This window comes from Micromonospora narathiwatensis, from assembly GCF_900089605.1.
GTDB lineage: Bacteria > Actinomycetota > Actinomycetes > Mycobacteriales > Micromonosporaceae > Micromonospora > Micromonospora narathiwatensis.
In genome coordinates, this window is sequence record NZ_LT594324.1 from 4,532,224 (window position 1) to 4,555,428 (window position 23,205).

A 23,205-nucleotide genomic window follows, 5' to 3' on the forward strand; every position below is an offset into this window, starting at 1 on the left:
CGGCCCGCGACGACCTACCGTTGCCGATCGTTGCGCAGCGTTACCCAACGCCGGGCCTGACTGCGCAGCGTGAGGAGATGAGGAGACTCAATGCGTGTTCGTAGGCTCGCCGCCTGGACCGCTCTCCCGCTCGCGGTGACCCTGGGCCTGGTGGCCTGCGGCTCGGGCGGCGGCAGCGGCGGCAAGAGCGACCCCAACGCGGCCGTCCGGATCGAGATCGCCGAGCCGCAGCACCTGGTGCCGACCAACACCAACGAGACGAGCGGCTCGCAGGTGCTGGCCGCGCTGTTCAGCCCGCTCGTCGACTACGACGAGGCGAACAAGCCGTACGAGGTGGCGGCCGACTCGGTGACGTCGTCGGACAACAAGGTCTGGACGATCAAGCTGAAGCCCGGCTACACCTTCCACAACGGCGAGGCGGTCACCGCCGACAACTACATCGACGCCTGGAACTACGGCGCGTACGGCCCCAACGGCCAGAACTCCAGCTACTTCTTCGAGAAGATCGCCGGCTACGACGACCTCCAGGGCGAGACTCCGAAGGCCAAGACGCTGAGCGGGCTGAAGAAGGTCGACGACCTGACCTTCACCGTGACGCTCTCCGAGCCGTACGTCGACTTCAAGGCCATGCTCGGCTACACGGCCTTCTACCCGCTGCCCAAGGCGGCCTTCTCCGCCCCTGGCGTGCTCGCCGAGGGCTACGAGCAGGCGCCGATCGGCCAGGGCCCGTTCAAGATGAAGGGCACCTGGCAGCACGACGCCAAGGTCGAGGTCGAGAAGTACGACGCCTTCCCCGGCCAGCAGCCGAAGGTGGCCGGCGTCGAGTTCCGGATCTACCAGCAGCCGACCGCCGCGTACGCGGACGTGCTGTCGGACAACCTCGACGTGATCAAGAGCATCCCGACCGAGAACCTGTCGACCGCCGCCGCCGACCTCGGCGACCGGTTCCAGCAGAGCCCGGCCTCCTCGCTCCAGGTGCTGGCCTTCCCGACCTTCCAGAAGGAGTTCAGCAACCCCGACGTGCGCAAGGCCATCTCGATGGCGATCGACCGGGACGAGATCACCAAGTCGATCTTCAAGGGCTCGCAGCAGCCGGCCCGCTCGTTCGTCTCGCCGGTGGTCGCCGGCTACCGGGAGAACACCATCGGCGCGTCCGGTGAGTTCGACCCGGCCAAGGCCAAGGCCCTGTACGACGCCGCGGGCGGCCCGAAGAAGATCGAGCTGTCGTACAACGGCGACGGTGGCCACAAGGACTGGATCGACGCCACCTGCAACCAGCTCAAGGCCAACCTGGGCGTGGAGTGCGTCGGCACCGCCGAGCCGAAGTTCGCGGACCTGCTGACCAAGCTCAAGCAGAAGCAGCCGGTCGGCCTGTTCCGGATGGGCTGGGTCATGGACTACCCGTCCATGGAGAACTACCTCGGCCCGCTGTACAGCACCAACGGCTCGTCGAACTACTACGGCTACAGCAACCCGAAGTTCGACAAGCTGCTCGCCGAGGGCGCCAGCGCCCCGACCGAGGACGAGGCGATCAAGAAGTACCAGGCGGCGGAGGACCTCCTGGCCAAGGACATGCCGGTGATCCCGCTCCGGTTCGGCCAGAACAACTACGGCCACTCCACCAAGGTCAAGAACGTCGAGGTGGACCTGTTCGACCGGGTCAACCTGCTGAAGATCGAGGCCGTCAAGTAACACCCGTACGCCGGGTCGGGCCACCCACGCCGGGTGGCCCGACCCGCGCGAGCGGCGTACCTTCCGCCCCCTCCAGAGAGACTTCAGGATGTTCCGCTTCATTCTGCGGCGACTGCTCCAGATGGTTCTCGCGTTCTTCGGGACCACGCTGATCGTCTACGCGCTGATGTTCGCCGGCCAGGGCGACCCCATCCAGGCGCTCGCGGGGGAACGACCCGTCACCGCGGCCCAGCGGGCATATCTGACCGAGAAGTACCACCTCGACGCCACCGGCGTGGGTGGCTTCTTCTACCGCTACTTCGACTACCTCAAGAACCTGCTCCAGGGCGACCTCGGGCAGTCGCTGACCGGCCGGCAGATCGGCGACATCCTCGCCACCGCCTGGCCGGTCACCATCCGGCTCGCGCTGATCGCCATGGTCGTCACGGTCGTCATCGGCGTCACCGCGGGCGTGATCGCCGGCATCCGGCGGGCCAGCATCTTCGACAACTCGACGCTGGTGCTCACCCTGCTGGTGCTCGGCATCCCCACCATCGTGCTCGCCCCGCTGGCCCAGTTCCTGCTCGGCGTGAAGTGGCAGCTCTTCCCGCCGACCGCCGGCGCCGAACCGAGCCTGTACGCGCTGCTGCTGCCCGGCATCGTGCTCGGCTCGCTCTCGCTGGCCACCGCGCTGCGACTTACCCGGACCTCGGTGGCGGAGAACCTGCGCGCCGACTATGTGCGTACCGCCCGGTCGAAGGGCCTGGTCAAGCGCCGGATCGTCAGCGTGCACGTGCTGCGCAACTCGCTCATCCCGGTGATCACCTTTCTCGGTGTCGAGCTGGGCAACCTGATGAGCGGCGCGATCATCACCGAGGGCGTGTTCAACATCCCCGGTGTCGGCTTCAACCTCTTCCGCGGCATCCGCACCGAGGACGGCCCCCTGGTGGTGGGCATCGTCAGCGTGCTGGTCGTGGTCTACCTCGTCTCCAACCTGGTGGTGGACGTCCTGTACGCCGTACTCGACCCGAGGATCCGCTATGAGTGACATCCAGACAGTGGCCGAGAAGCAGGCCGACGCGCCACAGAAGGCGCGGAGCCTGGCCGGGGACGCCTGGCGCGACCTGCGTCGCAATCCGATCTTCTGGATCAGCCTGACCCTGGTCGTGCTGGTCGCCGCGATGGCCGCCTTCCCATCGCTGTTCACCAGCAACGACCCGCGCGACTGCGTGCTCTCCCGGCAGCACACCGGACCGTCCGGCGGGGCCATCTTCGGGTACGACTTCCAGGGCTGCGACACGTACTCCCGGGCGGTCTACGGGGCCCGCGCCTCGCTGCTCGTCGGCGCGCTCTCCGCGCTCTTCACCGGCCTGATCGCGCTGACCGTCGGGATGTTCGCCGGCTACTTCGGCGGCTGGGTCGACGCGGCGCTCTCCCGCGTGATCGACATCGTGCTCGGCATCCCGCTGCTGCTCGCCGCGATCGTGCTGCTCAAGCGGGTGCACAGCGACAGCTCCACGGTCCGGATCGCCGCGGTGATCTTCGTACTGGCGGCGCTGGGCTGGACCACCGCGGCCCGGGTGGTCCGCGCCTCGGTGATCACGGCCAAGGAGCAGGACTACGTCGCCGCGGCCCGGATGCTCGGCGCCGGCAACGGTCGGATCATGTTCCGGCACATCCTGCCGAACGCGCTCGCGCCGGCGATCGTGGTGCTCACCATCGCGCTCGGCTCGTTCATCGCCGCCGAGGCGACGCTGAGCTTCCTCGGCATCGGTCTCAAGGCCCCGACCATCTCGTGGGGCATCGACATCGACGCCGGCCGGGTGCACATGCGCGAGGCGGCGACCCCGCTGGTCGTACCCTCCGCCTTCCTCGCGCTGACCGTCCTCGCCTTCATCATGCTCGGCGACGCGATCCGCGACGCCTTCGACCCGAAGCTGCGGTGAGACCCATGACCCAGTCCGCTGTCCGGCCGGTGCCGGCCACGCCCACCCCGCCGGGTGGTCACCTGCTCGAGGTACGGGACCTGCACATCGAGTTCCGCACCCACGAGGGCGTGGCCAAGGTGATCAACGGGGTGTCCTACCACCTCGACCCGGGCGAGACCCTGGCCGTGCTCGGCGAGTCCGGCTCCGGGAAGTCCGTGACCGCCCAGGCGATCATGGGCATCCTCGACACCCCGCCGGCGCACATCCGCTCCGGCCAGATCCTCTACCAGGGCCAGGACCTGCTGACCCGGTCGGAGGAGCAGCGCCGACAGGTGCGCGGCAAGGAGATCGCGATGATCTTCCAGGACGCCCTCTCCGCGCTGAACCCGGTCTTCCCGGTCGGCTGGCAGATCGGTGAGACGCTCCGCCAGCGCGAGGGGATGTCCCGCGCCGACGCCCGCCGCCGCGCCGTCGAGCTGATGGACCTGGTCAAGATCCCGGCCGCGGCGAGGCGGCTCGGCGACTACCCGCACCAGTTCTCCGGCGGCATGCGGCAGCGCGTCATGATCGCCATGGCGCTCGCCCTGAACCCGAAGGTGCTCATCGCCGACGAGCCGACCACCGCGCTGGACGTCACCGTGCAGGCCCAGATCATGGACCTGCTGGCCGACCTGCGTCGCGACCTGAACATGGCGATGATCCTGATCACCCACGACCTCGGCGTGGTCGCCGGGGTCGCGGACCGGATCGCCGTCATGTACGCCGGCCGGATCGTCGAGCACGCCGACGTGCGCTCGCTGTACCGGACGCCGGCCCACCCGTACACCAAGGGACTGCTGGCGTCGATCCCACGGCTCGACGTACGCGGCCAGGCGTTGTCGACGATCAAGGGACTGCCGCCGAACCTGATGCGCATCCCCTCCGGCTGCCCGTTCCACCCCCGGTGCCCGTACGCGCAGCAGGTCTGCGTGGACGAGGTGCCACCCGAGCTGGCCCTCGGCGCGGGCCGGACCAGCGCGTGCCACTTCGCCCAGGAGGTCCGTGATGACACCGATCGCTAGCCCGACCAAGGTCCGCGGCGAGACGATCCTCTCCGTCGACAACCTGGTCAAGCATTTCCCGATCACCCAGGGCGTGCTGTTCAAGAAGCAGGTCGGCGCGGTCAAGGCGGTCGACGGGGTCAGCTTCGAGCTGCGCCGCGGCGAGACGCTCGGCGTGGTCGGCGAGTCCGGCTGCGGCAAGTCCACCCTGGCCCGGCTGCTGATGCGACTGGAGAAGCCGACCGCCGGGCGGGCCTCGCTGGAGGGGAAGGACCTGTTCAGGTCCTCCGGCGCGGAGCTGCGCCGGATGCGCCGCAACATGCAGATGGTGATGCAGGACCCGTACACCTCGCTCAACCCCCGGATGACGGTCGGCGACATCATCGGCGAGCCCTTCGACATCCACCCCGAGGCGGCGCCGAAGGGCAGCAAGCGGCGACGGGTGCAGGAGCTGCTGGACGTGGTGGGGCTCAACCCCGAGCACGTCAACCGCTACCCGCACCAGTTCTCCGGCGGCCAGCGGCAGCGCATCGGCATCGCCCGGGCGCTCGCCCTGCGGCCCGAGATCATCGTCTGCGACGAGCCGGTGTCCGCCCTGGACGTGTCGATCCAGGCCCAGGTGATCAACCTGCTGGAGCAGCTCCAGGACGAGTTCGGGCTGTCGTACATCTTCATCGCGCACGACCTGTCGGTGGTCCGGCACATCTCCGACCGGGTCGCGGTGATGTACCTGGGCAAGGTCGTGGAGATCGGCACCGAGGACGAGATCTACGAACGGGCGACGCACCCGTACACCCAGGCGCTGCTCTCGGCGGTGCCGGTGCCCGACCCGGACGCCCGGGCCGATCGGAAGATCATCCGACTGACCGGCGACGTGCCGAGCCCGGCCGACCCGCCGACGGGCTGCCGGTTCCGCACCCGCTGCTGGAAGGCGCAGGACATCTGCGCCACCCGGGAGCCGTTCGCGGTGCTGCGCGCGGCGGACCCGCACCCCTCGGCCTGCCACTTCGCCGAGGTGCGCCCCACCGCCTGACCTGGCACCCGCAGCGGTCGTCCCGTCCGGGTCGGCCGCTGCGGCGGTCCCTGCTGCTCTCGTCGCAGCGCGGAGGACAGATTCCTCGTCGCCTTTCGAGCTGATGTCGCAGACGCATCACAAGCGCCGCGATTCGTTTGTGATGCCAGCTCGACAGGGGACGGTGAGGTAGCCCGCCCCCGGCCGACGGCCGCCCGACGGTGCGGGGTAGACGCGAGACGGGCCCCGCCCCCGGAGGAATGGGGGCGGGGCCCGTGGTCGCGGCCGAGGGCCGGCCGGCCTTCGGCGATCAGAGCTGGGACAGGTCGAACGCCACGGTCAGCGGTAGGCCGGAGCCCAGCCGCTGCCGGTTGGTGGCGCGGGCGTGCGTCAGAAGGCGGCCGGGTCGGTGGCCGAGGCCGCCGCGGGCGGCACGCGCGGCAGGCCGCGCGGAAAGGATCAGCCGGCGGGCGGCGGGGCCCGGGTGGGCAGGGTGCCGCGCGGCGGCAGCGGCACGGCCGGCGACCGGTAGCGGGGCGGGGCCACGGCCTGGTCGGGCGGGCCACCGACACGCACGGGCACGGCCGGGAGGAGATCGTCCGGTCCGTCGGTGAGTACGACGCCGGCGCGGTGGTCACCACGGTTTACGCCGGAAAGTTCCGTCCGCGCGTCCGACGGAGCGTCGAGGTGCGCGAGGCACGCCACGACGACTCGGGGGTCGCCGGGGGGAGGGGCGGGACGGACCGGCGTGGCGGTGACCACCGCGCCGGGCCCAGGGGTCTCCGCGCGGGTGGGCGCACCCAGACCGACCAGGACGAGCGCCAGCGCGACGACGGCGGTCAACCGTTCGAGCACGCGCATGGGGCGGACCTGTCGGTAGGAGGGAGCCGCTCCGGCGCGCGGCGCGAGGGCCACGGGCGGGAGCCGACCGCGAGGAGAACGGGAAGGGTCGATCGCTTTGCTGCCGAGGCCACGCTAGCAACAACATTCCGGGACGAGCAATGGCAGCGCGTCGTCCCTACGGCTGGTCAGCGCCCCCGACGTGACAGCGCCCCGGCTGGGGGCGACAGCACGTGCGACGGGGGCGCGGCCGTCGGCCGCGCCCCCGTCGGGACCGCTCAGTGGAAGAAGTGCCGGGTGCCGGTGAGGTACATCGTCACGCCGGCCTCCTTGCAGGCGGCGATGGTCTCGTCGTCGCGGATCGACCCGCCCGGCTGGACGATCGCCCGGACCCCGGCCTCGATGAGGATCTTCGGGCCGTCGGCGAACGGGAAGAAGGCGTCCGAGGCGCAGACCGACCCACGGGCCCGGTCGGCGCCCGCCCGGCTGACCGCGAGCCGCGCCGAGTCGACCCGGTTCACCTGGCCCATCCCGACGCCGACGGTGGCACCGTCCTTCGCCAGCAGAATCGCGTTGCTCTTCACCGCACGGACCGCGCGCCAGGCGAACCCGAGGTCACGCAGGGTCGCCTCGTCGGCGGCCTCGCCGGCGGCCAGCCGCCAGTTGGCCGGGTCGTCGCCCTCGGCGTCGACCCGGTCCCGCAGCTGCACCAGCACGCCACCGGTGACCTGCCGCCACTCCGCCGGCAGCGGGTCGAACTCCGGGGCGTGCAGCAGCCGGATGTTCTTCTTCGCCTGAAGGATCTCGACAGCGCCGGGCTCGAAGCCCGGAGCCACCAGCACCTCGGTGAAGATCTCCGCGACCTGCCGGGCCAGCTCGACCGAGACCGGCCGGTTGACCGCGATCACCCCGCCGTACGCGGAGACCGGGTCACAGGCGTGCGCCCGGCGGTGCGCCTCGGCCACATCCGCCCCGACCGCGATGCCGCACGGGTTGGCGTGCTTGATGATCGCCACCGCCGGCTGCCCGGGGAAGTCGTTCGCGGCCCGCCACGCGGCGTCCGCGTCGACGTAGTTGTTGTACGACATCTCCTTGCCGTGCAGCTGCTCCGCCTGGGCCAGGCCGGCCGGGCTGGCCGGGTCGGCGTAGAGGGCGGCGGCCTGGTGCGGATTCTCGCCGTAGCGCAGCACGGCCTGCCGGCGCAGCGCCAGGCCCGCGAACTCCGGCCACCCGTCCGCCGCCTCCGCCAGGCCGGCCGCGAACCACTCGGCGACGGCCACGTCGTACTCGGCGATGTCGGCGAACGCCCGGGCGGCGAGCGCCCGGCGCTGGGCCAGGGTGAAGCCGCCCTCGGTGAGCGCGGCCAGCAGGGCCGGATACGCCGCCGGATCGGTCACCACGGCGACCGAGGCGTGGTTCTTGGCCGCGGCCCGGACCATCGCCGGACCGCCGATGTCGATCTGCTCGACGCACTCGTCCTGGCTCGCGCCGGAGGCGACCGTGGCCTGGAACGGGTAGAGGTTGGAGACCAGCAGGTCGATGCCGGCGATGCCGTGCTCGGCGAGTTGGGCGACGTGTGCGTCCTTGCGCAGGTCGGCGAGGAGGCCACCATGGATCTTCGGGTGCAGGGTCTTCACCCGCCCGTCGAGGATCTCCGGGAAGCCGGTCACCTGCTCGACCGGGGTCACCGGCACGCCCGCGCCGGAGATCGTCGCCGCTGTGCTGCCGGTCGAGACGATCTCCACCCCGGCCTCGTGCAGGGCCCGGGCCAGTTCGACCAGGCCGGTCTTGTCGTAGACGCTGACCAGCGCCCGCCGGATCGGGCGGCGCGCGTCCTCAATGGTGCTCACGGAACCGTGACCTTTCTGCCGGTGATCGTCCAACCTTCACGGACCAGCCGACCGACCTGCTCCACGAGCTGGCGCCGCTCGGCCTCCTTGATGCGCTCGGTAAGCGTCTCCTCGTCGTCGTCGTCGAGCACCGGAACGGCGACCTGGGCGACGATCGGGCCGGTGTCCATCCCGGCGTCGACGAAGAACAGGGTGGCACCGGTGACCTTCACGCCGTAGGCGAGGGCGTCCCGGGGGCCGTGGATGCCGGGGAACGCCGGCAGCAGGGTGTTGTGGGTGTTCAGGTAGCGGTCGTCGAACGCGGCCAGGAAGCGCGGGCCGACCAGCTTCAGGAAACCGGCGCTGATCACCAGGTCGGGCCGGTGCTCCGCGACGCGGGCGGTGAGCGCGGCGTCCCAGTCCTCGCGGGACGGATGGTCCTTCAGCCGCTCGACGAAGGTCGGCACCCCGGCCGCGACGGCCCGGTCCAGGCCGGCGATCCCGTCGCGGTCGGCGCCCACGGCCACCACCCGCGCGCCGTATCCCGGGTCGGCGGTGGCGTCCAGCAGCTCCTGGAGGTTGCTGCCGGAGCCGGAGACGAGGACGACGAGGCGGGCGACGGACGCGGGCTCGGTCACCCGGCCACCCTATCGGGCAGGTCGGAGCGTCCAATTGCCGGGCGGCGGCGTCCGCGGGTGATCTCGGGGTGGCGCCGGCACGATACGCTGCCGTCTCCCGGTGCCAGGCGTACGCCCGGCCCGGCGTCGGCATCGTGACCTTGGTTCCGGGCCCGTGACGTCCCGGTGCTGGGCGGCATGATGATCGGCAGAACCGACCAGACCGTCGACCCCAGTTTGGAGCACCCCGCAATGCAGCCCGGTTACCCCGGTCAGGATCCGTACGGCCAGCAGCCGCAGGACCCGACCGCCCCGCAGCAGCCCCACGATCCGTACGCCCAGCCGCCGGCGGCTCCCCAGTACGGGCAGCAGCCCACCTCCGGCCAGCCGTACGGACAGCAGCCCTACCAGGACCCGTACGCGCAGCAGCAGCCGTACGGTGCCGCGCCGTCGTACCCGAACGCCGGCTACCCGCAGCCGCAGGGCCAGCAGAACACGCTGGGCCTGGTGTCGATGATCCTCGGTATCGCGTCGATCCCGCTGGTCTGCTGCCTGTACATCGGTGTCCCGGTCGGCATCGCCGGCGCGGTCACCGGCTACCTCGGCCGGCAGAAGGCCGCGCAGGGGCTGGCCAACAACGACGGTCAGGCGAAGACCGGTCTGATCTGCGGCAGCATCGGCGCCGGTCTGGGCATCCTGCTGTTCATCCTGGGGATGGTTGCCAACTTCAGCCTGCCGACCGGCCCCTGATCCATGCGGTCCTCAGGGGCGCCCCGGAGCATCCGGGGCGCCCCTCGCCGTCTCCGCCCCCGTCCGTCTCCGCCGGGGAGTGGCCTCGCGGGTGAGAATCCTGGTGGCGGCGGCACCGAGCAGCGCGCCGGCGGCGACGACCGCCGTGGCCACCCCGGCCACCTGCCACCACACCGGGCCGATCTCGGCCAACCGGCCGCCGCCGAGCGGCCCGCCGGAGAGCGCGGCTGCCACGCCGAGCAGCACCCCGGCGACCGGGCCGGCGAGCGCCGCCGGGACCAGCAGCGCCCGCCAGTCGACCCTGGCCCGTTCCTCGGCCGCGACCCGCGCCAGCCGCCGGGCCAGCAGCCAGCCGGCGGCCATCCCGGCCAGCACCGGCACCGCGAGCAGTCCCCCGCCGAGCCCGCCGACCGGCCCCCGCGGCAGTCCGGCCAGCAGCGGTACGGCCGGCAGCGCGCCGAGGGAGACCTCGCTGGTGCGTACGGCCGTGCCGGTGCCGACGGCGAACCCGGGACCGAGCAGGTAACTGGTCGACCAGATGGTGGCGTTCGGCGCGTAGGCGAGGCTGACCAGGGTGATCCCCGCCTGACCGGCCACCCCGGTCCGGTACGCCCCGATCATGTCGGCCGCGTCGCCGCCACCGGTCGCCACGGCGAGCCCGGACGCCCCGGCACCCGCGCCCAGCAACAGCAGCCCGGCGACCAGGCCGGTGCGCACCCCGTCCCGCAGTGGCGGCGCCGACCGCCGGGCCAGCAGCACCGAAACGCCGGTGGTACGCACCGCGCCGACCAGTGCGGCGAGCGTGCCCAGCAGCGCGAAGGCCAGCCCGGCCCGGACCGGGGACACGCGCGGGCCACCGGCGCTGACCGCGACCGCGGCGAGGGCGCCGAGCAGCGCGTACCCGATGCCGACGGCGACCGCGACGGTGAGCGCCTGCCGGGGTGAGCGACCGCCGCGGGCGCCGATGGCCCGGGTGGCGTGCACGCCGGCCCGGGTGAGCCGCCAGACGGCGAGCGCGGTCAGGGCGAGCGGCGCCAGGCCGAGCGGCCCGGCGGAGGTCTCCAGCGGCACTCCGTGACCGAGCAGCCAGCCGGCGAGGCCGGCGCGGAGCGCGCCGGGCAGCGAGCCGGCGTCCGCGCTGAGCTGGGCCAGACCGAGCACCAGGGTCACCGGCAGCCACGACGTCACGGCGGCCCAGCCGGCCGCCACCCCGGCGGCGACCGGCAGCGGGGCCCGGCCGCGCGGCGCCTCCCCCGACCGGGGTGCGGGCACCCGGGGCCGGACACGGCCGGTCGGCCGGGCGTCGGCGGCGACACCGGCGACGGTACGGCGAGGCTGGTCAGGGGTGACGGATGACATTGGCTCTACTCTGGCATGCCGCGCGGGCGACGGCAGTCCGATACCGCCCCGTGCCGCGGCGAGTTCCGTGATCCACCCGGTTGGCGGCGCCGATCCGGTTTAGCCTCGGCGCAGGACGCGACCTTCTCGTCGCGGCACCGAGCGCTCGGAGGAAACCGTGAACGCTCCGTATCCGCCGCCACGGCGGTCGGCCGCCGGCCGGGACCGGACCACCCTCTGGGGCGTGCTGGGGATCGTCCTCGGCCTGCTGTGCTGCGGCATCCTCGGCATCGTCTTCGGCTACCTGTCGCTCCGGGACGCGCGCCGTTTCGGGCGGTCCCAGCTGCTCGGCTGGCTGGCGATCGCGCTCGGGGTCATCAACATCATCGTCAGCGCGATCCTCCGGGCCCGGGGCGGCTACTACTACCCGTACTGGTACCGCTGAGACAGCGAGGGGGCCGACCGGATCCCGGTCGACCCCCTCGACACGTCACACGGCCGCTCAGCGGCCGGACATGATCTCCCGCATCAGCTTGGCGGTCTCGGTCGGGGTCTTGCCGACCTTGACGCCGACCGCCTCCAGCGCCGTCTTCTTCGCCTCGGCGGTGCCCGCCGAGCCGGAGATGATCGCGCCGGCGTGGCCCATGGTCTTGCCGGGCGGGGCGGTGAAGCCGGCGATGTAGCCGACCACCGGCTTGGTGACGTTGGCCTTGATGAACTCGGCCGCCCGCTCCTCGGCGTCGCCGCCGATCTCACCGATCATCACGATGGCGTCGGTGTCCGGGTCCGCCTCGAACGCGGCCAGGGCGTCGATGTGGGTGGTGCCGATGATCGGGTCACCGCCGATGCCGACGCAGGTCGAGAAGCCGATGTCGCGCAGCTCGTACATCATCTGGTAGGTCAGCGTGCCGCTCTTGCTGACCAGGCCGATCCGGCCGCTGTCGGTGATGTCGGCCGGGATGATGCCGGCGTTGGAGGCGCCCGGGGACGCGATACCCGGGCAGTTCGGGCCGATGATCCGGGTCCGCTCGCCCTTGGCAACGTTGTACGCCCAGAACGCGGCGGTGTCGTGCACCGGCACGCCCTCGGTGATCACCACGGCCAGCTCGATGCCGGCGTCGATCGCCTCGATCACCGCGGCCTTGGTGAACTGCGGCGGCACGAAGATGACCGTGACGTCGGCCCCGGTCTCCTTCATGGCGTCCGCGACGGTGGCGAAGACCGGCAGCGCCGTGCCGTCGAAGTCGACGGTCTGGCCCGCCTTACGCGGGTTGGTGCCGCCGACGACGTTGGTGCCGGCGGCCAGCATCCGCCGGGTGTGCTTGGAACCCTCGGAACCGGTCATCCCCTGCACGATGACCTTGGAGTCCTTGGTCAGCCAGATAGCCATGATCAGACCCCCGCAGCCGCCAGCTCGGCGGCCCGCTCGGCCGCGCCGTCCATGGTGTCGACCCGCTGGACCAGCGGGTTGTTCGCGCCGTCGAGGATCGCCCGACCGGCCTCGGCGTTGTTGCCGTCGAGGCGGACGACGAGCGGCTTGGTGACCTGCTCGCCCCGCTGCTCCAGCAGCGCCAACGCCTGCACGATGCCGTTGGCGACCTCGTCGCAGGCGGTGATGCCGCCGAAGACGTTGACGAAGACGCTCCTGACCGAGGGGTCGGAGAGGACGATCTCCAGACCGTTCGCCATCACCGCGGCGCTCGCGCCACCGCCGATGTCGAGGAAGTTGGCCGGCTTGACGCCGCCGTGCCGCTCGCCCGCGTACGCCACCACGTCGAGGGTGGACATGACCAGACCCGCGCCGTTGCCGATGATGCCGACCTCGCCGTCGAGCTTGACGTAGTTGAGGTCCTTCTCCTTGGCGGCCTGCTCCAGCGGGTCGACCGACGCCTGGTCGACCAGGGCCTCGTGGTCCGGGTGCCGGAACGCGGCGTTCTCGTCGAGGCTGACCTTGGCGTCCAGCAGCAGCAGCTTGCCGTCCCTGGTCTTGGCCAGCGGGTTCACCTCGACCAGCGTGGCGTCCTCGGCGACGAACGCCTGCCACAGCTTCACCGCGACGTCGACGACCTGGTCGGCCACCTCGGCCGGGAAGGCGGCGGCGGTCACGATCTCACGCGCCTTCGCCTCGTCCACGCCGACGTTGGCGTCGATCGGGGCCTTGACCACCTTCTCCGGGGTCTCGGCGGCAACCTGCTCGATGTCCATACCACCGGCAACGCTGGCGATGCAGAGGAAGGTGCGGTTCGCCCGGTCGAGCAGATACGAGAAGTAGTACTCCTCGGCCACGTCCGCGGTCACGGTGATCATGACCTTGTGGACCGTGTGACCCTTGATGTCCATGCCGAGGATGTCGGTGGCGCGGGCCACCGTCTCCTCCGCGCCCTCGGCCAGCTTGACGCCGCCGGCCTTGCCACGGCCACCGACCTTCACCTGCGCCTTGACGACCACCCGGCCGCCGAGGCGTTCGGCGATCGCGCGGGCCTCCTCCGGGGTAGTGGCGACGCCGCCGGCGAGCACGGGCAACCCGTGCCGCTCGAACAGGTCCCGCCCCTGGTACTCGTACAGGTCCACGATTGCGCGTCCCGTCCCGTCTCCGCGGCGCGCCGTCGCGCCGCCACCAGCGTTGGAAAATCAGTTTGACGCCTGTCGTCAGATGAGACAGGCCATTTGCCGCAGCCTAACGAGGTGCGAACCGGCGGCAACCGAGCGGGTGCACGGTGTGTGGTAATGCACAGCACCCGTACGCCGGGTCAGCCCACCCGGCAACGGCCGGCCGCGTACCCGACGACGGCCCGCATGATCTCGTCCTCCGAACGGTCGGCGAAGTTGGCCGTGGCGGTGAAGCCGGTGCCGAAGAACGCCTGCTGCATCCCGGAGTCCAGCGCGGTGAAGGCGCCCAGCCCGGAGGCGGCACGCGGATCACGCGGCTTGACGCAGAGCATCTTCTCCAGCGCCCAGCGCCGCAGATAGATCCGGTCGATCGCCGCCCAGGGCAGCCAGATCGCCTGCCCCCGGGTCGGCCGGGTCTTGATCCACAGACCGTCCGGACCGACCGCCAGCACCGGGCCGCCGGAGGAGATGAGCCAGAGTTGCAGGCCCATCAGCAACGCGAAGAACAGCATGATCACCGGGATGACGAGCAACACGGCGGCATCGCCGTCGGCCGACAGGGCCAGTCCCAACGGACAGGCCATCACCAGGCCGACGAACAGGGTGATGACGCCGAGGAGCAGCGCCCGCTTGCGCAGGCTCGGCCGGACCACGAACGGCAGGTCCGCCGGGATCCGCTTCGTCGTCGGCGTCGGCGGCAGCGGGGCCGGGGCACCCGGGTGCACCGGCCAGCCCGCCCCCGGCTGCGGTTGCCCCGACCAGCCGGGACCCGGCTGCTGCGGCGGCACCGGCCAGCCCGCCCCGGGCTGCGGTTGCGCGGGCCAACCCGGGCCCGGCTGCTGCGCCGGCCAACCCGCCATGCCGGGCTGCGGTTGCCCCGACCAGCCGGGCGCGGGCTGCTGCGGTGGCGTGGGCCAGGTGGGCTGGCCCGGCGGCGGCGTCCATCCGTCGGCGGGGTTCGGCTGCGGGTGGGGCGGCTGGGTCACGGCGGGCTCCGGCGGGGTCGTCGACCGCGGGACGCGGTACTGGGCAGGCACACGATACGACCTCGATTCCGGCCGCACGGTCCCGCGAACCGGCCGCCCCGGGCCCCGCGAACCCCGCCCGCGGGCACCCGGTCCGCGCCTGCTGGGGGACGCGACCGGCGGCACCGCGGCGGGTGGCGACACGTCCCGCGAGACTGCGCGAACCCTGCTCCGGCCGAGACTTCCGGATGCCGTACGTCAGCCGTCCGGGGGATGTTGGGAGACGGGCGTAACCCCCTGCTTGGGGCGTCGTTGAGTCTGATGTCGGAGCGCTGGTCAGGCGCGACGGCGGGAGACGGCCGATGCCCTGTCGGTCGAGGGGTGGCGGCGGGGCATCGTGCATAGAGGGGCCGGGCGTGTGAGGGGTGCGTCCGGCCCCTCCCCCTGTCCGCATTCTGCTGCGCCCCGGATACGAGAAGTGGCGGCGTCCCGAAACGGGGACACCGCCACTCGCGCTGTTCGGCGTCGATCAGAGCGCGGGCGCGCCGGTCAGCCGACCGGCTGGGCGACGTTCCCCCGAACCCACTCGACGATGGACTGGGTGGTGGCGCCCGGGGTGAAGACCTTCGCGACGCCGAGCCGCTCCAGCTCGGGGATGTCGGCGTCCGGGATGATGCCGCCGCCGAAGACGACGATGTCGGCCGCGTCGCGCTCGGCGAGCAGTTCGAGCACCCGCTTGAAGAGGGTCATGTGCGCGCCGGACAGCACGGAGAGGCCGACCGCGTCGGCGTCCTCCTGGATCGCGGTCTCCACGATCTGCTCCGGCGTCTGGTGCAGGCCCGTGTAGATGACCTCCATGCCGGCGTCGCGCAGCGCACGCGCGACGACCTTCGCGCCGCGGTCGTGGCCGTCCAGGCCGGGCTTCGCGACGACGACCCGGATACGAGAGCTCATCAGCGCACACCTTTCACCGGCTCCGGCACTGTCACCTGAACGAACGGTAACCCGGCCGGCCGGGGGCCGGAAACCCGGGCCGCACCCCTAGGGCGTATCTCTCGGATCCTGCCCGCCCGCGGCGGACCCGGACGACGCCCGACGGCTCGACGAGATCCAGGAGACACGCCCTAGCGTTCACCCTCGCACGCCGGAAGTCGGACACCTCCGCCGAACGGTCACTGTGCGCTACGAACGGCTGGTTGCCAGGCCATCCGACCGGCGGCACGAGCTATGACAAGAACGGATGTAAACGGACATAACAAAACACCAATTCGGCGCTTCAGCTTGTGACAGGAGTGGCGGTTGGCTAACGTGTCCACGGTTGTCATCAGGTCCACGGACGGGTGACGACGCGCTCGCCGGACGTTCGACGGAGGTTCACCGAACGGTTGGCGGTCGCATCGGATCCCCGACAACGGAGGGTGTGCGTGCGCCAGCGCCTGTCGTCTGAGCCCGATCGATATCGCGGTCGTCGCCGCGTACCCACCCCCCCGCGTAGCCGCTACGCCGCGGTGGTCACCACCGCTTTCGTGGGAGCCGGCATCGTCGCCCTCGGCGCGAACGCCCTCCCCGACGCCAAGAGCGTCAACCCGTCGGTCCTCGACGAGCTCAAGCAGGCATCGGTCACCAGCCAGGACGCGGCGGCCCGGGGCGACAACGCCGACCGCGCCTCCCGGTCCGGCCGGGCGGACAGTCAAACGGCCGGCGAGCAGGACCCCTGGCTGCTCCCCCTGCACGGATACGACTTCAACTCGCCCTACGGGATGCGCTGGGGCAAGCTGCACAGCGGCGTCGACCTGGTCGCCCCGGAGGGCACCCCGTACGTCGCGATCCACGCCGGCACGGTCACCAAGGCCGGCTGGTTCGGCGGCTACGGCTACGCGGTGATCGTCCAGCACGCCGACGGCAGCGAGGCCATCTACGGCCACTCCTCCGAGGTCAACGTCCAGGAGGGCCAGCAGGTCAAGGCGGGCGACCAGCTCGGCCTGGTCGGGAACACCGGCCACTCCTACGGCTCGCACCTGCACCTGGAGATCCATGTCAACGGGCAGCCGTTGGACCCGGTGCCGTGGCTAGGGGAACGCGGAGTGGACATTCAGCTCGAGACTGAGGCGTTATACAGCGAGGTAGCCGCGTCCTGACGCTGCGTATCGCCCATTGACCGCCCGGATCAGCCGATCCGGGCGGTTTTCGTTGCGGCAAAGTCTGCTGGATCACACCAGCAACTGTGACTGTCGTCACGGCCCGTCATGATCCTTTTTGCTCCCAAACGGCTCGTGATGGCACGAGCCGGGCAGCCTGCCCCGCCGGCCTCGCCAGTCACCCGGAGTCGGCACCGGTCACGGACCGCGCCGACACCAGTATTTCGAGGTCACTTGCCCCTCGACTGATGAAGGTCCCCGTGCAGGAAGACAGCTTCAGCCAGAACGAGAACGCCCCGGACACCCCCGGCCGGCACCGCCTGCGCACGCGTACGGGCCGGCGTGGCACCTACCTCGTCATCGGCGCGGTCGCGCTGGTCGGCCTCGGCCTCGGCGGCGTCTCCGTCGCCACCGCCGACCACCGCGCCCCGGCACCGACCCCGGCCGCCGTCGACTTCGACGCCCAGGCCCGGGCCGAGGCCGCCGCCCGGGCCGACCGCTCCGTCCGTGAGTCGACCGCCCCGGTCACCCCGTCCGCCGTTCCGGCCAGCCCGTCCGCCACCCCGGCCAGCCCGTCGCCGAGCCCGACCACGGCGAGCCCCAAGCCGAGGCCGACGAAGACCGCCACCGCCCAGCCGAAGCCCAAGAAGACCGCCGCGCCGAAGCCCGCGTGGGTCATCCCGATGGCCGGTGCCGAGATCACCTCCTGCTACGGGCCGCGATGGGGCACCCTGCACGCCGGCATCGACTTCGCGATGCCGAACGGCACGCCGATCCACGCCGCCGCGGCGGGCACCGTGGTCAAGGCTGGCGACGCCGGCGACGGGTACGGCAACTCGGTCTTCATCGACCACAACAACGGCTACCTGACCCACTACGCGCACCAGAGCCGCCTGATCGTCAGCGTCGGCGACAAGGTGACCGCCGGCCAGGTCATCGGATACGAGGGCGCCACCGGCGACGCCACCGGTCCACACCTGCACTTCGAGGTGCACCAGGGCGCGATGTGGAACCAGATCGACCCGGCACCGTTCCTGCGTGCCCGGGGCATCGACGTGGCCTGCTGACGGCCACGGCACGAGGCGAGGCCCGGCCCGGCACCACGCCGGGCCTCGCCGGCCGGGGCCGTTCAGAGTTTGTCGATCGGGGCGTGCCGGAGCACCAGCCACAGGGTCTGGTCGCCGAAGTCGATCTGCGCCCGGGCACCGGGGCCGTGCCCCTCCACCGCCAGCACCCGGCCGAGCCCGTAGCGCTGGTGGTTCACCCGGTCCCCCACCGACACCTTCGGCGTCTGCTTCAGCTCACTGGCGGTGGACAGCCGGCTGGCGTCCACCCCGAGCCGCTTCGCCAACTGGGTCGCCTTGGGCGTACCCCCGGTGAAGCCGCCGGGCGCGCGGTCCGCGCGGCCGCCGACACCCCCACCCCCGCCGGCCCACGAGGTGTACGAGCCCTCGGTGCGCTCCCAGCGGACCAGCGCCGGCGGCAGCTCCTCCAGGAACCGCGACGGTGGGTTGTACGCCGGCTGCCCCCAGGCCGATCGGGTGACCGCCCGGGACAGGTAGAGGCGCTGCCGGGCCCGGGTGATCCCCACGTACGCCAGCCGCCGCTCCTCCTCCAGCTCGCGGTTGTCGCCGAGCGAGCGCAGGTGCGGGAAGACGCCGTCCTCCAGGCCGCTCAGGAAGACCACCGGGAACTCCAGGCCCTTGGCCGTGTGCAGCGTCATCAGGGTGACCACGCCCTGGTGGTCGGGGTCGTCGGCGGGGATCTGGTCGGCGTCGGCGACCAGCGCCACCTGCTCCAGGAAACCGGCCACGGTGGCCCGCTCCCCCTCCTCGCCCAGCGCCTCGATCCGCTCGGTGTATTCGCGGGCGACGCTGACCAGTTCCTGGAGGTTGTCCACCCGGCCGGCGTCCTGCGGGTCGAGGCTCTCCTCCAGCTCGGTGAGGTAGCCCGAGCGGGTCAGCAGGGCCTCCAGCACGTCCTCCGGGGTGCCGGTCTCGGCCAGCTCGCGGGCCGAGTCGAGGAGGGCGACGAACTCGGCGATGCCGTTGGCGGCGCGGGAGGAGATCCCGGGCGCGTCCTTGGCCCGGCGCAGCGCCGCACCGAAGGAGACCCGGTCGCGGCTGGACAGCGCCTCGACGCACGCCTCGGCCCGCTCGCCGATGCCCCGGCGCGGGGTGTTGAGGATCCGGCGCAGGCTGACCGTGTCGTCGTCGTTGACCACCGCGCGCAGGTAGGCCAGCGCGTCGCGGACCTCCTTGCGCTCGTAGAAGCGCACCCCGCCGACCACCTTGTACGGCAGGCCGACCCGGATGAACACCTCCTCGAAGACGCGGGACATGGCGTTGGTGCGGTAGAAGACGGCCACGTCGCCCGGGCGGGTGTCACCGGCGTCCACCAGCCGGTCGATCTCCCGGGCCACCCAGTCCGCCTCGGCGTGCTCGGTGTCGGCCACGTAGCCGACGATCTGCTCGCCGGCCCCGGCGTCGCTCCAGAGCCGCTTGGGCTTGCGGGAGGTGTTCCGGTCGATCACCGCGTTGGCGGCGTTGAGGATGGTCTGGGTGGAGCGGTAGTTCTGCTCCAGCAGGATCGTCCGGGCGTCGGTGAAGTCGCGCTCGAACTCCAGGATGTTGCGGATGGTCGCGCCCCGGAACGCGTAGATCGACTGATCGGCGTCGCCGACCACGCACAGCTCCGCCGGCTCGACCCCGTCGGTGCCGGAGACCAACTCCTTGATCAGCACGTACTGGGCGTGGTTGGTGTCCTGGTACTCGTCGACGAGGACGTGCCGGAACCGACGCCGGTAGCTCTCCGCGACGTGCGGGTGCGACTGGAGCAGGTGCACCGTTGCCATGATCAGGTCGTCGAAGTCCAGTGCGTGTGCCTCGCGCAGCCGCCGCTGGTAGAGCGTGTACGCCTCCGACAGTGCCCGCTCGTTGGGCCCCTTGGCCCGGGTCGCGAACTCCTCCGGGTCGACCAGCTCGTTCTTCAGGTTGGAGACCTGGGCCGCCAGCCCCCGCGCCGGGTAGCGCTTGGGATCGAGGTCCAGCTCCCGGGCGACCAGTTGCATCAGCCGCCGGGAGTCGTCCGCGTCGTAGATCGAGAAGGTGGACTTCAGACCGGCGTGCTCGTGCTCGGCGCGCAGGATGCGGACGCAGGCCGAGTGGAAGGTCGACACCCACATCAGCCGGGCACGCGGGCCGACCAGCGCGGCCACCCGGTCCTTCATCTCACCGGCGGCCTTGTTGGTGAACGTGATCGCGATGATCTCGCCCGGGTGCACGCCCCGCGCGCCGAGCAGGTACGCGATCCGGTTGGTCAGCACGCGGGTCTTGCCGGAGCCGGCGCCGGCCACGATCAGCAGGGGGGACCCGGCGTGGGTGACCGCGTCCCGCTGCGGGCCGTTCAGCCCGGCGAGGAGGGCCTGCGGATCCGACCGGGCCGCCGATGGTGCCCCACCGGCGCGTGGCGACGCACCAGCCCTCATCCGGTCCGGAGCGCCGCCCGGCGACGCGGAGGCCGGATCATGACCACCCGCCGAACCGGAACTGTCGCCACCGGGCCGGTGCGGCGGGGTGGGCCGGGACTCCGGCGCGGACGGGGACGCGGGAATGTCGAAGAGAGGATGCATCGCACGGCGAGTCTATGCCGCCGGCCGGACACTTCCCGTCCGCGCCGGGCGGGACGAGACGAAGCCGTCACCGAGGCGCCGCGTCCCACCAGTTGGCGGGATCTGTTGCGCGCCCCGCCCGCCGGTCGGCATACTCGATGGCGTGTTCGGTCAGCGCTTCTACTTTTACTACGGCACCGGGAGTCCGGCAGCCGTAGGTCGCGCCTGATCACAAGACCTGCGAAAGCCCCGGGCTCCTGGAGCCCGGGGCTTTTTCGTCCCGGGATCCGGGCACCGGGCCCGAGACCCGAAGGGTACGACGATGATGACTGACGTGGTGGAGTCCAGCGGTGGCCTGGCGCGGCCCGACCAGCCGAACGAGACGAACCCGACCGAAGCCGCGGCGGCCCGGACCGGCACCGACGACTCGGCCGCGGCCGAGCGGATCGTGGCCATCCGGGAACGGATCGACGAGATCGACAGCACCATCGTCGCGCTCTGGCAGGAACGCGCCGCGCTGTCCCAGGAGGTCGGCGCCACCCGGATGGCGTCCGGCGGGACCCGGCTCGTGCTCTCCCGGGAGCGGGAGATCCTGGAGCGGTTCCGCCAGGCGCTCGGCGCGGACGGCACCCAGCTCGCGCTGCTGCTGCTGCGCGCCGGCCGCGGACCCCTGTGAGGCCGAACCGCCGGGGTGTCCGCCCCGCCGGCGGGCGGGCGTACGGCGATGAGCGGCGGACGGCCACCGCGCGGCCGTGCCCGGATACGACGAACCGCCTGCCGGCAGTCGGGCGACTCCGGCAGGCGGTTCGAACGGCTCACGCCTCGTGGGTGGCCACGATCTCCCGCTGCTCGGCGAAGTGGCAGGCGCTCGGGTGGTCCGAGCCCCGCCGGATCTGGAGCAGCGGCAGCTCCTGGGCGCACGCCGCCTGTGCCTTCCAGCACCGGGTGCGGAACCGGCAGCCCGAGGGCGGGCTCACCGGGGAGGGGACGTCACCGGTGAGCCGGATGATCGCCTTGCTCTCCCGCACCGTCGGGTCCGGCACCGGCACCGCCGACAGCAGCGCCTGGGTGTACGGGTGCGTCGGCCGCTCGTAGATCTCGTCCTCGGTGCCGATCTCCACGACCTTGCCCAGGTACATCACCGCGACCCGGTCGGAGAGGTGGCGCACCACCGACAGGTCGTGCGCGATGAAGATGTACGACAGCCCGAACTCGGCCTGGAGCTTCTCCAGCAGGTTCATCACCTGGGCCTGGATCGACACGTCCAGGGCCGACACCGGCTCGTCGCAGACGATGACCTCGGGCCGCAGGGCGAGCGCCCGGGCGATGCCGATGCGCTGCCGCTGGCCGCCGGAGAACTGGTGCGGGTACCGGTTGATGTGCTCCGGGTTCAGGCCGACCAGGTCGAGCAGTTCCTTGACCTTGGTCCGGCGGGAGCCCTTCGGAGCCACCTCGGGGTGGATCTCGAACGGCTCGCCGACCAGGTCACCGACCGTCATCCGGGGGTTGAGCGAGGTGTACGGGTCCTGCATCACCAGCTGGATCTGCCGGCGCAGGCGCCGCAGCGCCGCCCCGGAGAGCTTGGAGATGTCCTGCCCCTTGTAGAGCACCTGGCCGGCGGTCGGCCGCTCCAGGTTCATCAGGACCCGGGCCAGCGTCGACTTGCCGCAGCCCGATTCGCCCACCACGCCCAGGGTCTCGCCGGCCTTCAGCTCGAAGGAGACGCCGTCGACCGCCTTGACGTGACCGATGGTCTTCTTGAACACGATGCCCCGGGTGACCGGGTAGTGCTTGACCAGGTCACGGACCTCGATGATGTTCTCAGTCACGGTTCACGAGCTCCTCCGCGAAGTGGCAGGCGCTGGCCCGGCCGCGGCCGAGCTGCAGCAGCCGGGGCTGCTTCTCCCGGCACACCGGCTGCGCCATCGGGCAGCGGGGGTTGAACGCGCAGCCCGACGGGATGTTCATCAGGTTTGGCGGAAGGCCCTTGATGGTACGGAGCTCCTGCCCCTTCTCGTCCATCCGCGGGATCGAGTTGAGCAGGCCGAGGGTGTACGGGTGCGCCGGCTTGGCGTACAGGTCGTACACGTCGGCTTCCTCGACGATCCGGCCGGCGTACATGACCGCGATCCGGTCCGCGACGTCGGCGACCACGCCGAGGTCGTGGGTGATCAGGATCATGCCCATCCGCCGCTCCCGCTGGAGTTCGCCGAGCAGGTCCATGATCTGGGCCTGCACCGTCACGTCCAGCGCGGTGGTCGGTTCGTCGGCGATCAGCACCTCGGGGTCCAGCGCCAGCGACATCGCGATCATGGCGCGCTGCCGCATACCGCCCGAGAACTGGTGCGGGTAGTTGCTGTACCGGCCCTTGGCGTTCGGGATCTTCACCTGGTCGAGCATCTCGATCGCGCGCTTCTTGGCGTCCGCGCGGCTCATGCCGCGCCGGATGCGGAACTGCTCGGCGATCTGGAAACCGACGGTGAAAACCGGGTTGAGGGCGGAGAGCGAGTCCTGGAAGATCATCGCAATGCCTTCGCCCCGGATCCGCCGCCGCTGCTCGGGGGACATCGTGAGCATGTCCTTGCCGTGGAAGCGGACCTGGCCACCGGTGACGAAGCCGGGCGGGGTGTCGAGGATGCCCATGATGGTCTGCGCGGTGACGCTCTTGCCGGAGCCGGACTCGCCGAGCACGGCGAGGGTCTCCCCCGCGTCGACGTGGTACGTCACCCCGTTGATGACCTTGGCGACGCCGTCCCGGGTACGGAACTCCACCCGCAGGTCGTCGACTTCGAGCAGCCGGCCCGTGGGGCGGCCGGCGGCGCCCGGCGCGGACTGCTCGGACACGAGAATGTCGGAC

The 23,205-nt window shown here is 71.6% G+C and carries 21 protein-coding genes; 10 read left to right on the forward strand and 11 right to left on the reverse strand.

What is annotated here, in order from left to right; translation table 11 throughout:
* Positions 1-90 precede the first annotated feature (90 nt).
* The 5 genes from GA0070621_RS19565 (at position 91) to GA0070621_RS19585 (ending at position 5,672) form a co-directional block, all read left to right on the forward strand.
* Positions 91-1,692, forward strand: a complete 1,602-nt coding sequence (locus GA0070621_RS19565; RefSeq protein WP_091198010.1) for a peptide ABC transporter substrate-binding protein — start codon at positions 91-93, stop codon at positions 1,690-1,692.
* 88 nt (positions 1,693-1,780) lie between these two features.
* Positions 1,781-2,719 (forward strand): ABC transporter permease, encoded by a 939-nt coding sequence (locus GA0070621_RS19570; protein WP_091198013.1) that lies wholly within the window; start codon positions 1,781-1,783, stop codon positions 2,717-2,719.
* Positions 2,712-3,617: an ABC transporter permease gene (locus GA0070621_RS19575; RefSeq protein ID WP_091198015.1), complete on the forward strand. Its 906-nt coding sequence runs from the start codon at positions 2,712-2,714 to the stop codon at positions 3,615-3,617. Before GA0070621_RS19570 ends, GA0070621_RS19575 begins: the two co-directional genes overlap by 8 nt.
* A gap of 5 nt (positions 3,618-3,622) precedes the next feature.
* The gene (locus GA0070621_RS19580) at positions 3,623-4,660 is read left to right on the forward strand and encodes an ABC transporter ATP-binding protein (RefSeq protein ID WP_091198018.1); all 1,038 of its coding nucleotides are present in this window, start codon (positions 3,623-3,625) and stop codon (positions 4,658-4,660) included.
* On the forward strand, positions 4,644-5,672 hold the full coding sequence (locus tag GA0070621_RS19585) for an ABC transporter ATP-binding protein (protein ID WP_091198021.1): 1,029 nt from the start codon (positions 4,644-4,646) through the stop codon (positions 5,670-5,672). The genes GA0070621_RS19580 and GA0070621_RS19585 overlap by 17 nt, the downstream gene beginning before the upstream one ends.
* Positions 5,673-6,110: 438 nt before the next feature.
* Here the strand turns inward: GA0070621_RS19585 and GA0070621_RS19590 are convergent, their stop codons facing one another.
* The 3 genes from GA0070621_RS19590 to purN all read right to left on the reverse strand — a co-directional run bounded on the left by GA0070621_RS19590 (position 6,111) and on the right by purN (position 8,958).
* Positions 6,111-6,512: a hypothetical protein gene (locus GA0070621_RS19590; RefSeq protein ID WP_091198024.1), complete on the reverse strand. Its 402-nt coding sequence runs from the start codon at positions 6,510-6,512 to the stop codon at positions 6,111-6,113.
* Between the two features lie 257 nt (positions 6,513-6,769).
* Positions 6,770-8,341: a bifunctional phosphoribosylaminoimidazolecarboxamide formyltransferase/IMP cyclohydrolase gene (purH, locus tag GA0070621_RS19595; RefSeq protein WP_091198027.1), complete on the reverse strand. Its 1,572-nt coding sequence runs from the start codon at positions 8,339-8,341 to the stop codon at positions 6,770-6,772.
* Positions 8,338-8,958 carry a phosphoribosylglycinamide formyltransferase gene (purN, locus tag GA0070621_RS19600; protein WP_091198029.1) on the reverse strand — a complete coding sequence of 207 codons (621 nt, stop codon included), beginning with the start codon at positions 8,956-8,958 and terminating at the stop codon, positions 8,338-8,340. Before purN ends, purH begins: the two co-directional genes overlap by 4 nt.
* A 231-nt stretch (positions 8,959-9,189) precedes the next feature.
* Between purN and GA0070621_RS19605 the strand changes: the two genes are divergently transcribed.
* The gene (locus GA0070621_RS19605; protein ID WP_091202633.1) at positions 9,190-9,687 is read left to right on the forward strand and encodes a DUF4190 domain-containing protein; all 498 of its coding nucleotides are present in this window, start codon (positions 9,190-9,192) and stop codon (positions 9,685-9,687) included.
* A 12-nt stretch (positions 9,688-9,699) separates the two neighbouring features.
* Here the strand turns inward: GA0070621_RS19605 and GA0070621_RS19610 are convergent, their stop codons facing one another.
* The gene (locus GA0070621_RS19610) at positions 9,700-11,046 is read right to left on the reverse strand and encodes a cell division protein PerM (RefSeq protein ID WP_091198030.1); all 1,347 of its coding nucleotides are present in this window, start codon (positions 11,044-11,046) and stop codon (positions 9,700-9,702) included.
* Between the two features lie 157 nt (positions 11,047-11,203).
* On the opposite strand from GA0070621_RS19610, the gene GA0070621_RS19615 reads away from it, so the two are divergent.
* Positions 11,204-11,470, forward strand: coding sequence for a hypothetical protein (locus GA0070621_RS19615; RefSeq protein ID WP_091198032.1), 267 nt, complete (start codon positions 11,204-11,206; stop codon positions 11,468-11,470).
* Between the two features lie 57 nt (positions 11,471-11,527).
* Here GA0070621_RS19615 and sucD read toward each other — a convergent pair whose 3' ends face one another.
* The 4 genes from sucD to GA0070621_RS19635 form a co-directional block, all read right to left on the reverse strand.
* Entirely contained in the window at positions 11,528-12,415 is an 888-nt protein-coding gene (gene sucD, locus GA0070621_RS19620) for a succinate--CoA ligase subunit alpha (RefSeq protein ID WP_091198034.1), read from the reverse strand.
* A gap of 2 nt (positions 12,416-12,417) precedes the next feature.
* Positions 12,418-13,596 carry an ADP-forming succinate--CoA ligase subunit beta gene (sucC, locus tag GA0070621_RS19625; protein WP_091198036.1) on the reverse strand — a complete coding sequence of 393 codons (1,179 nt, stop codon included), beginning with the start codon at positions 13,594-13,596 and terminating at the stop codon, positions 12,418-12,420.
* A gap of 179 nt (positions 13,597-13,775) precedes the next feature.
* Positions 13,776-14,621 carry a hypothetical protein gene (locus GA0070621_RS19630; RefSeq protein ID WP_157740022.1) on the reverse strand — a complete coding sequence of 282 codons (846 nt, stop codon included), beginning with the start codon at positions 14,619-14,621 and terminating at the stop codon, positions 13,776-13,778.
* 528 nt (positions 14,622-15,149) lie between these two features.
* Complete coding sequence (locus GA0070621_RS19635; RefSeq protein WP_091198041.1) at positions 15,150-15,554, reverse strand: cobalamin B12-binding domain-containing protein; 405 nt, start codon at positions 15,552-15,554, stop codon at positions 15,150-15,152.
* 470 nt (positions 15,555-16,024) lie between these two features.
* Between GA0070621_RS19635 and GA0070621_RS19640 the strand changes: the two genes are divergently transcribed.
* Together GA0070621_RS19640 and GA0070621_RS19645 are read left to right on the forward strand one after the other, a co-directional pair.
* Positions 16,025-16,738, forward strand: coding sequence for a M23 family metallopeptidase (locus GA0070621_RS19640; RefSeq protein ID WP_091198045.1), 714 nt, complete (start codon positions 16,025-16,027; stop codon positions 16,736-16,738).
* A 248-nt stretch (positions 16,739-16,986) separates the two neighbouring features.
* Complete coding sequence (locus GA0070621_RS19645; protein ID WP_091198047.1) at positions 16,987-17,805, forward strand: M23 family metallopeptidase; 819 nt, start codon at positions 16,987-16,989, stop codon at positions 17,803-17,805.
* A gap of 62 nt (positions 17,806-17,867) precedes the next feature.
* Here the strand turns inward: GA0070621_RS19645 and pcrA are convergent, their stop codons facing one another.
* Positions 17,868-20,369 (reverse strand): DNA helicase PcrA, encoded by a 2,502-nt coding sequence (gene pcrA / locus GA0070621_RS19650; protein ID WP_091198049.1) that lies wholly within the window; start codon positions 20,367-20,369, stop codon positions 17,868-17,870.
* A gap of 301 nt (positions 20,370-20,670) precedes the next feature.
* On the opposite strand from pcrA, the gene GA0070621_RS19655 reads away from it, so the two are divergent.
* Positions 20,671-21,024, forward strand: a complete 354-nt coding sequence (locus tag GA0070621_RS19655) for a chorismate mutase (protein WP_091198051.1) — start codon at positions 20,671-20,673, stop codon at positions 21,022-21,024.
* A 139-nt stretch (positions 21,025-21,163) separates the two neighbouring features.
* Here the strand turns inward: GA0070621_RS19655 and GA0070621_RS19660 are convergent, their stop codons facing one another.
* On the reverse strand, positions 21,164-22,177 hold the full coding sequence (locus GA0070621_RS19660) for an ABC transporter ATP-binding protein (RefSeq protein WP_091198054.1): 1,014 nt from the start codon (positions 22,175-22,177) through the stop codon (positions 21,164-21,166).
* Positions 22,170-23,192 carry an ABC transporter ATP-binding protein gene (locus tag GA0070621_RS19665; RefSeq protein ID WP_091198056.1) on the reverse strand — a complete coding sequence of 341 codons (1,023 nt, stop codon included), beginning with the start codon at positions 23,190-23,192 and terminating at the stop codon, positions 22,170-22,172. Before GA0070621_RS19665 ends, GA0070621_RS19660 begins: the two co-directional genes overlap by 8 nt.
* Positions 23,193-23,205: the final 13 nt, after the last annotated feature.

Bases quoted from the DNA above. Each gene is read 5' to 3' on its own strand.
- GA0070621_RS19565 (WP_091198010.1), top strand. From the start codon at position 91: ATGCGTGTTCGTAGGCTCGCCGCCTGGACCGCTCTCCCGCTCGCGGTG.
- GA0070621_RS19570 (WP_091198013.1), top strand. From the start codon at position 1,781: ATGTTCCGCTTCATTCTGCGGCGACTGCTCCAGATGGTTCTCGCGTTC.
- GA0070621_RS19575 (WP_091198015.1), top strand. From the start codon at position 2,712: ATGAGTGACATCCAGACAGTGGCCGAGAAGCAGGCCGACGCGCCACAG.
- GA0070621_RS19580 (WP_091198018.1), top strand. From the start codon at position 3,623: ATGACCCAGTCCGCTGTCCGGCCGGTGCCGGCCACGCCCACCCCGCCG.
- GA0070621_RS19585 (WP_091198021.1), top strand. From the start codon at position 4,644: ATGACACCGATCGCTAGCCCGACCAAGGTCCGCGGCGAGACGATCCTC.
- GA0070621_RS19590 (WP_091198024.1), bottom strand. From the start codon at position 6,512: ATGCGCGTGCTCGAACGGTTGACCGCCGTCGTCGCGCTGGCGCTCGTC.
- GA0070621_RS19605 (WP_091202633.1), top strand. From the start codon at position 9,190: ATGCAGCCCGGTTACCCCGGTCAGGATCCGTACGGCCAGCAGCCGCAG.
- GA0070621_RS19610 (WP_091198030.1), bottom strand. From the start codon at position 11,046: ATGTCATCCGTCACCCCTGACCAGCCTCGCCGTACCGTCGCCGGTGTC.
- sucD (WP_091198034.1), bottom strand. From the start codon at position 12,415: ATGGCTATCTGGCTGACCAAGGACTCCAAGGTCATCGTGCAGGGGATG.
- GA0070621_RS19635 (WP_091198041.1), bottom strand. From the start codon at position 15,554: ATGAGCTCTCGTATCCGGGTCGTCGTCGCGAAGCCCGGCCTGGACGGC.
- GA0070621_RS19645 (WP_091198047.1), top strand. From the start codon at position 16,987: ATGAAGGTCCCCGTGCAGGAAGACAGCTTCAGCCAGAACGAGAACGCC.
- pcrA (WP_091198049.1), bottom strand. From the start codon at position 20,369: ATGCATCCTCTCTTCGACATTCCCGCGTCCCCGTCCGCGCCGGAGTCC.
- GA0070621_RS19655 (WP_091198051.1), top strand. From the start codon at position 20,671: ATGATGACTGACGTGGTGGAGTCCAGCGGTGGCCTGGCGCGGCCCGAC.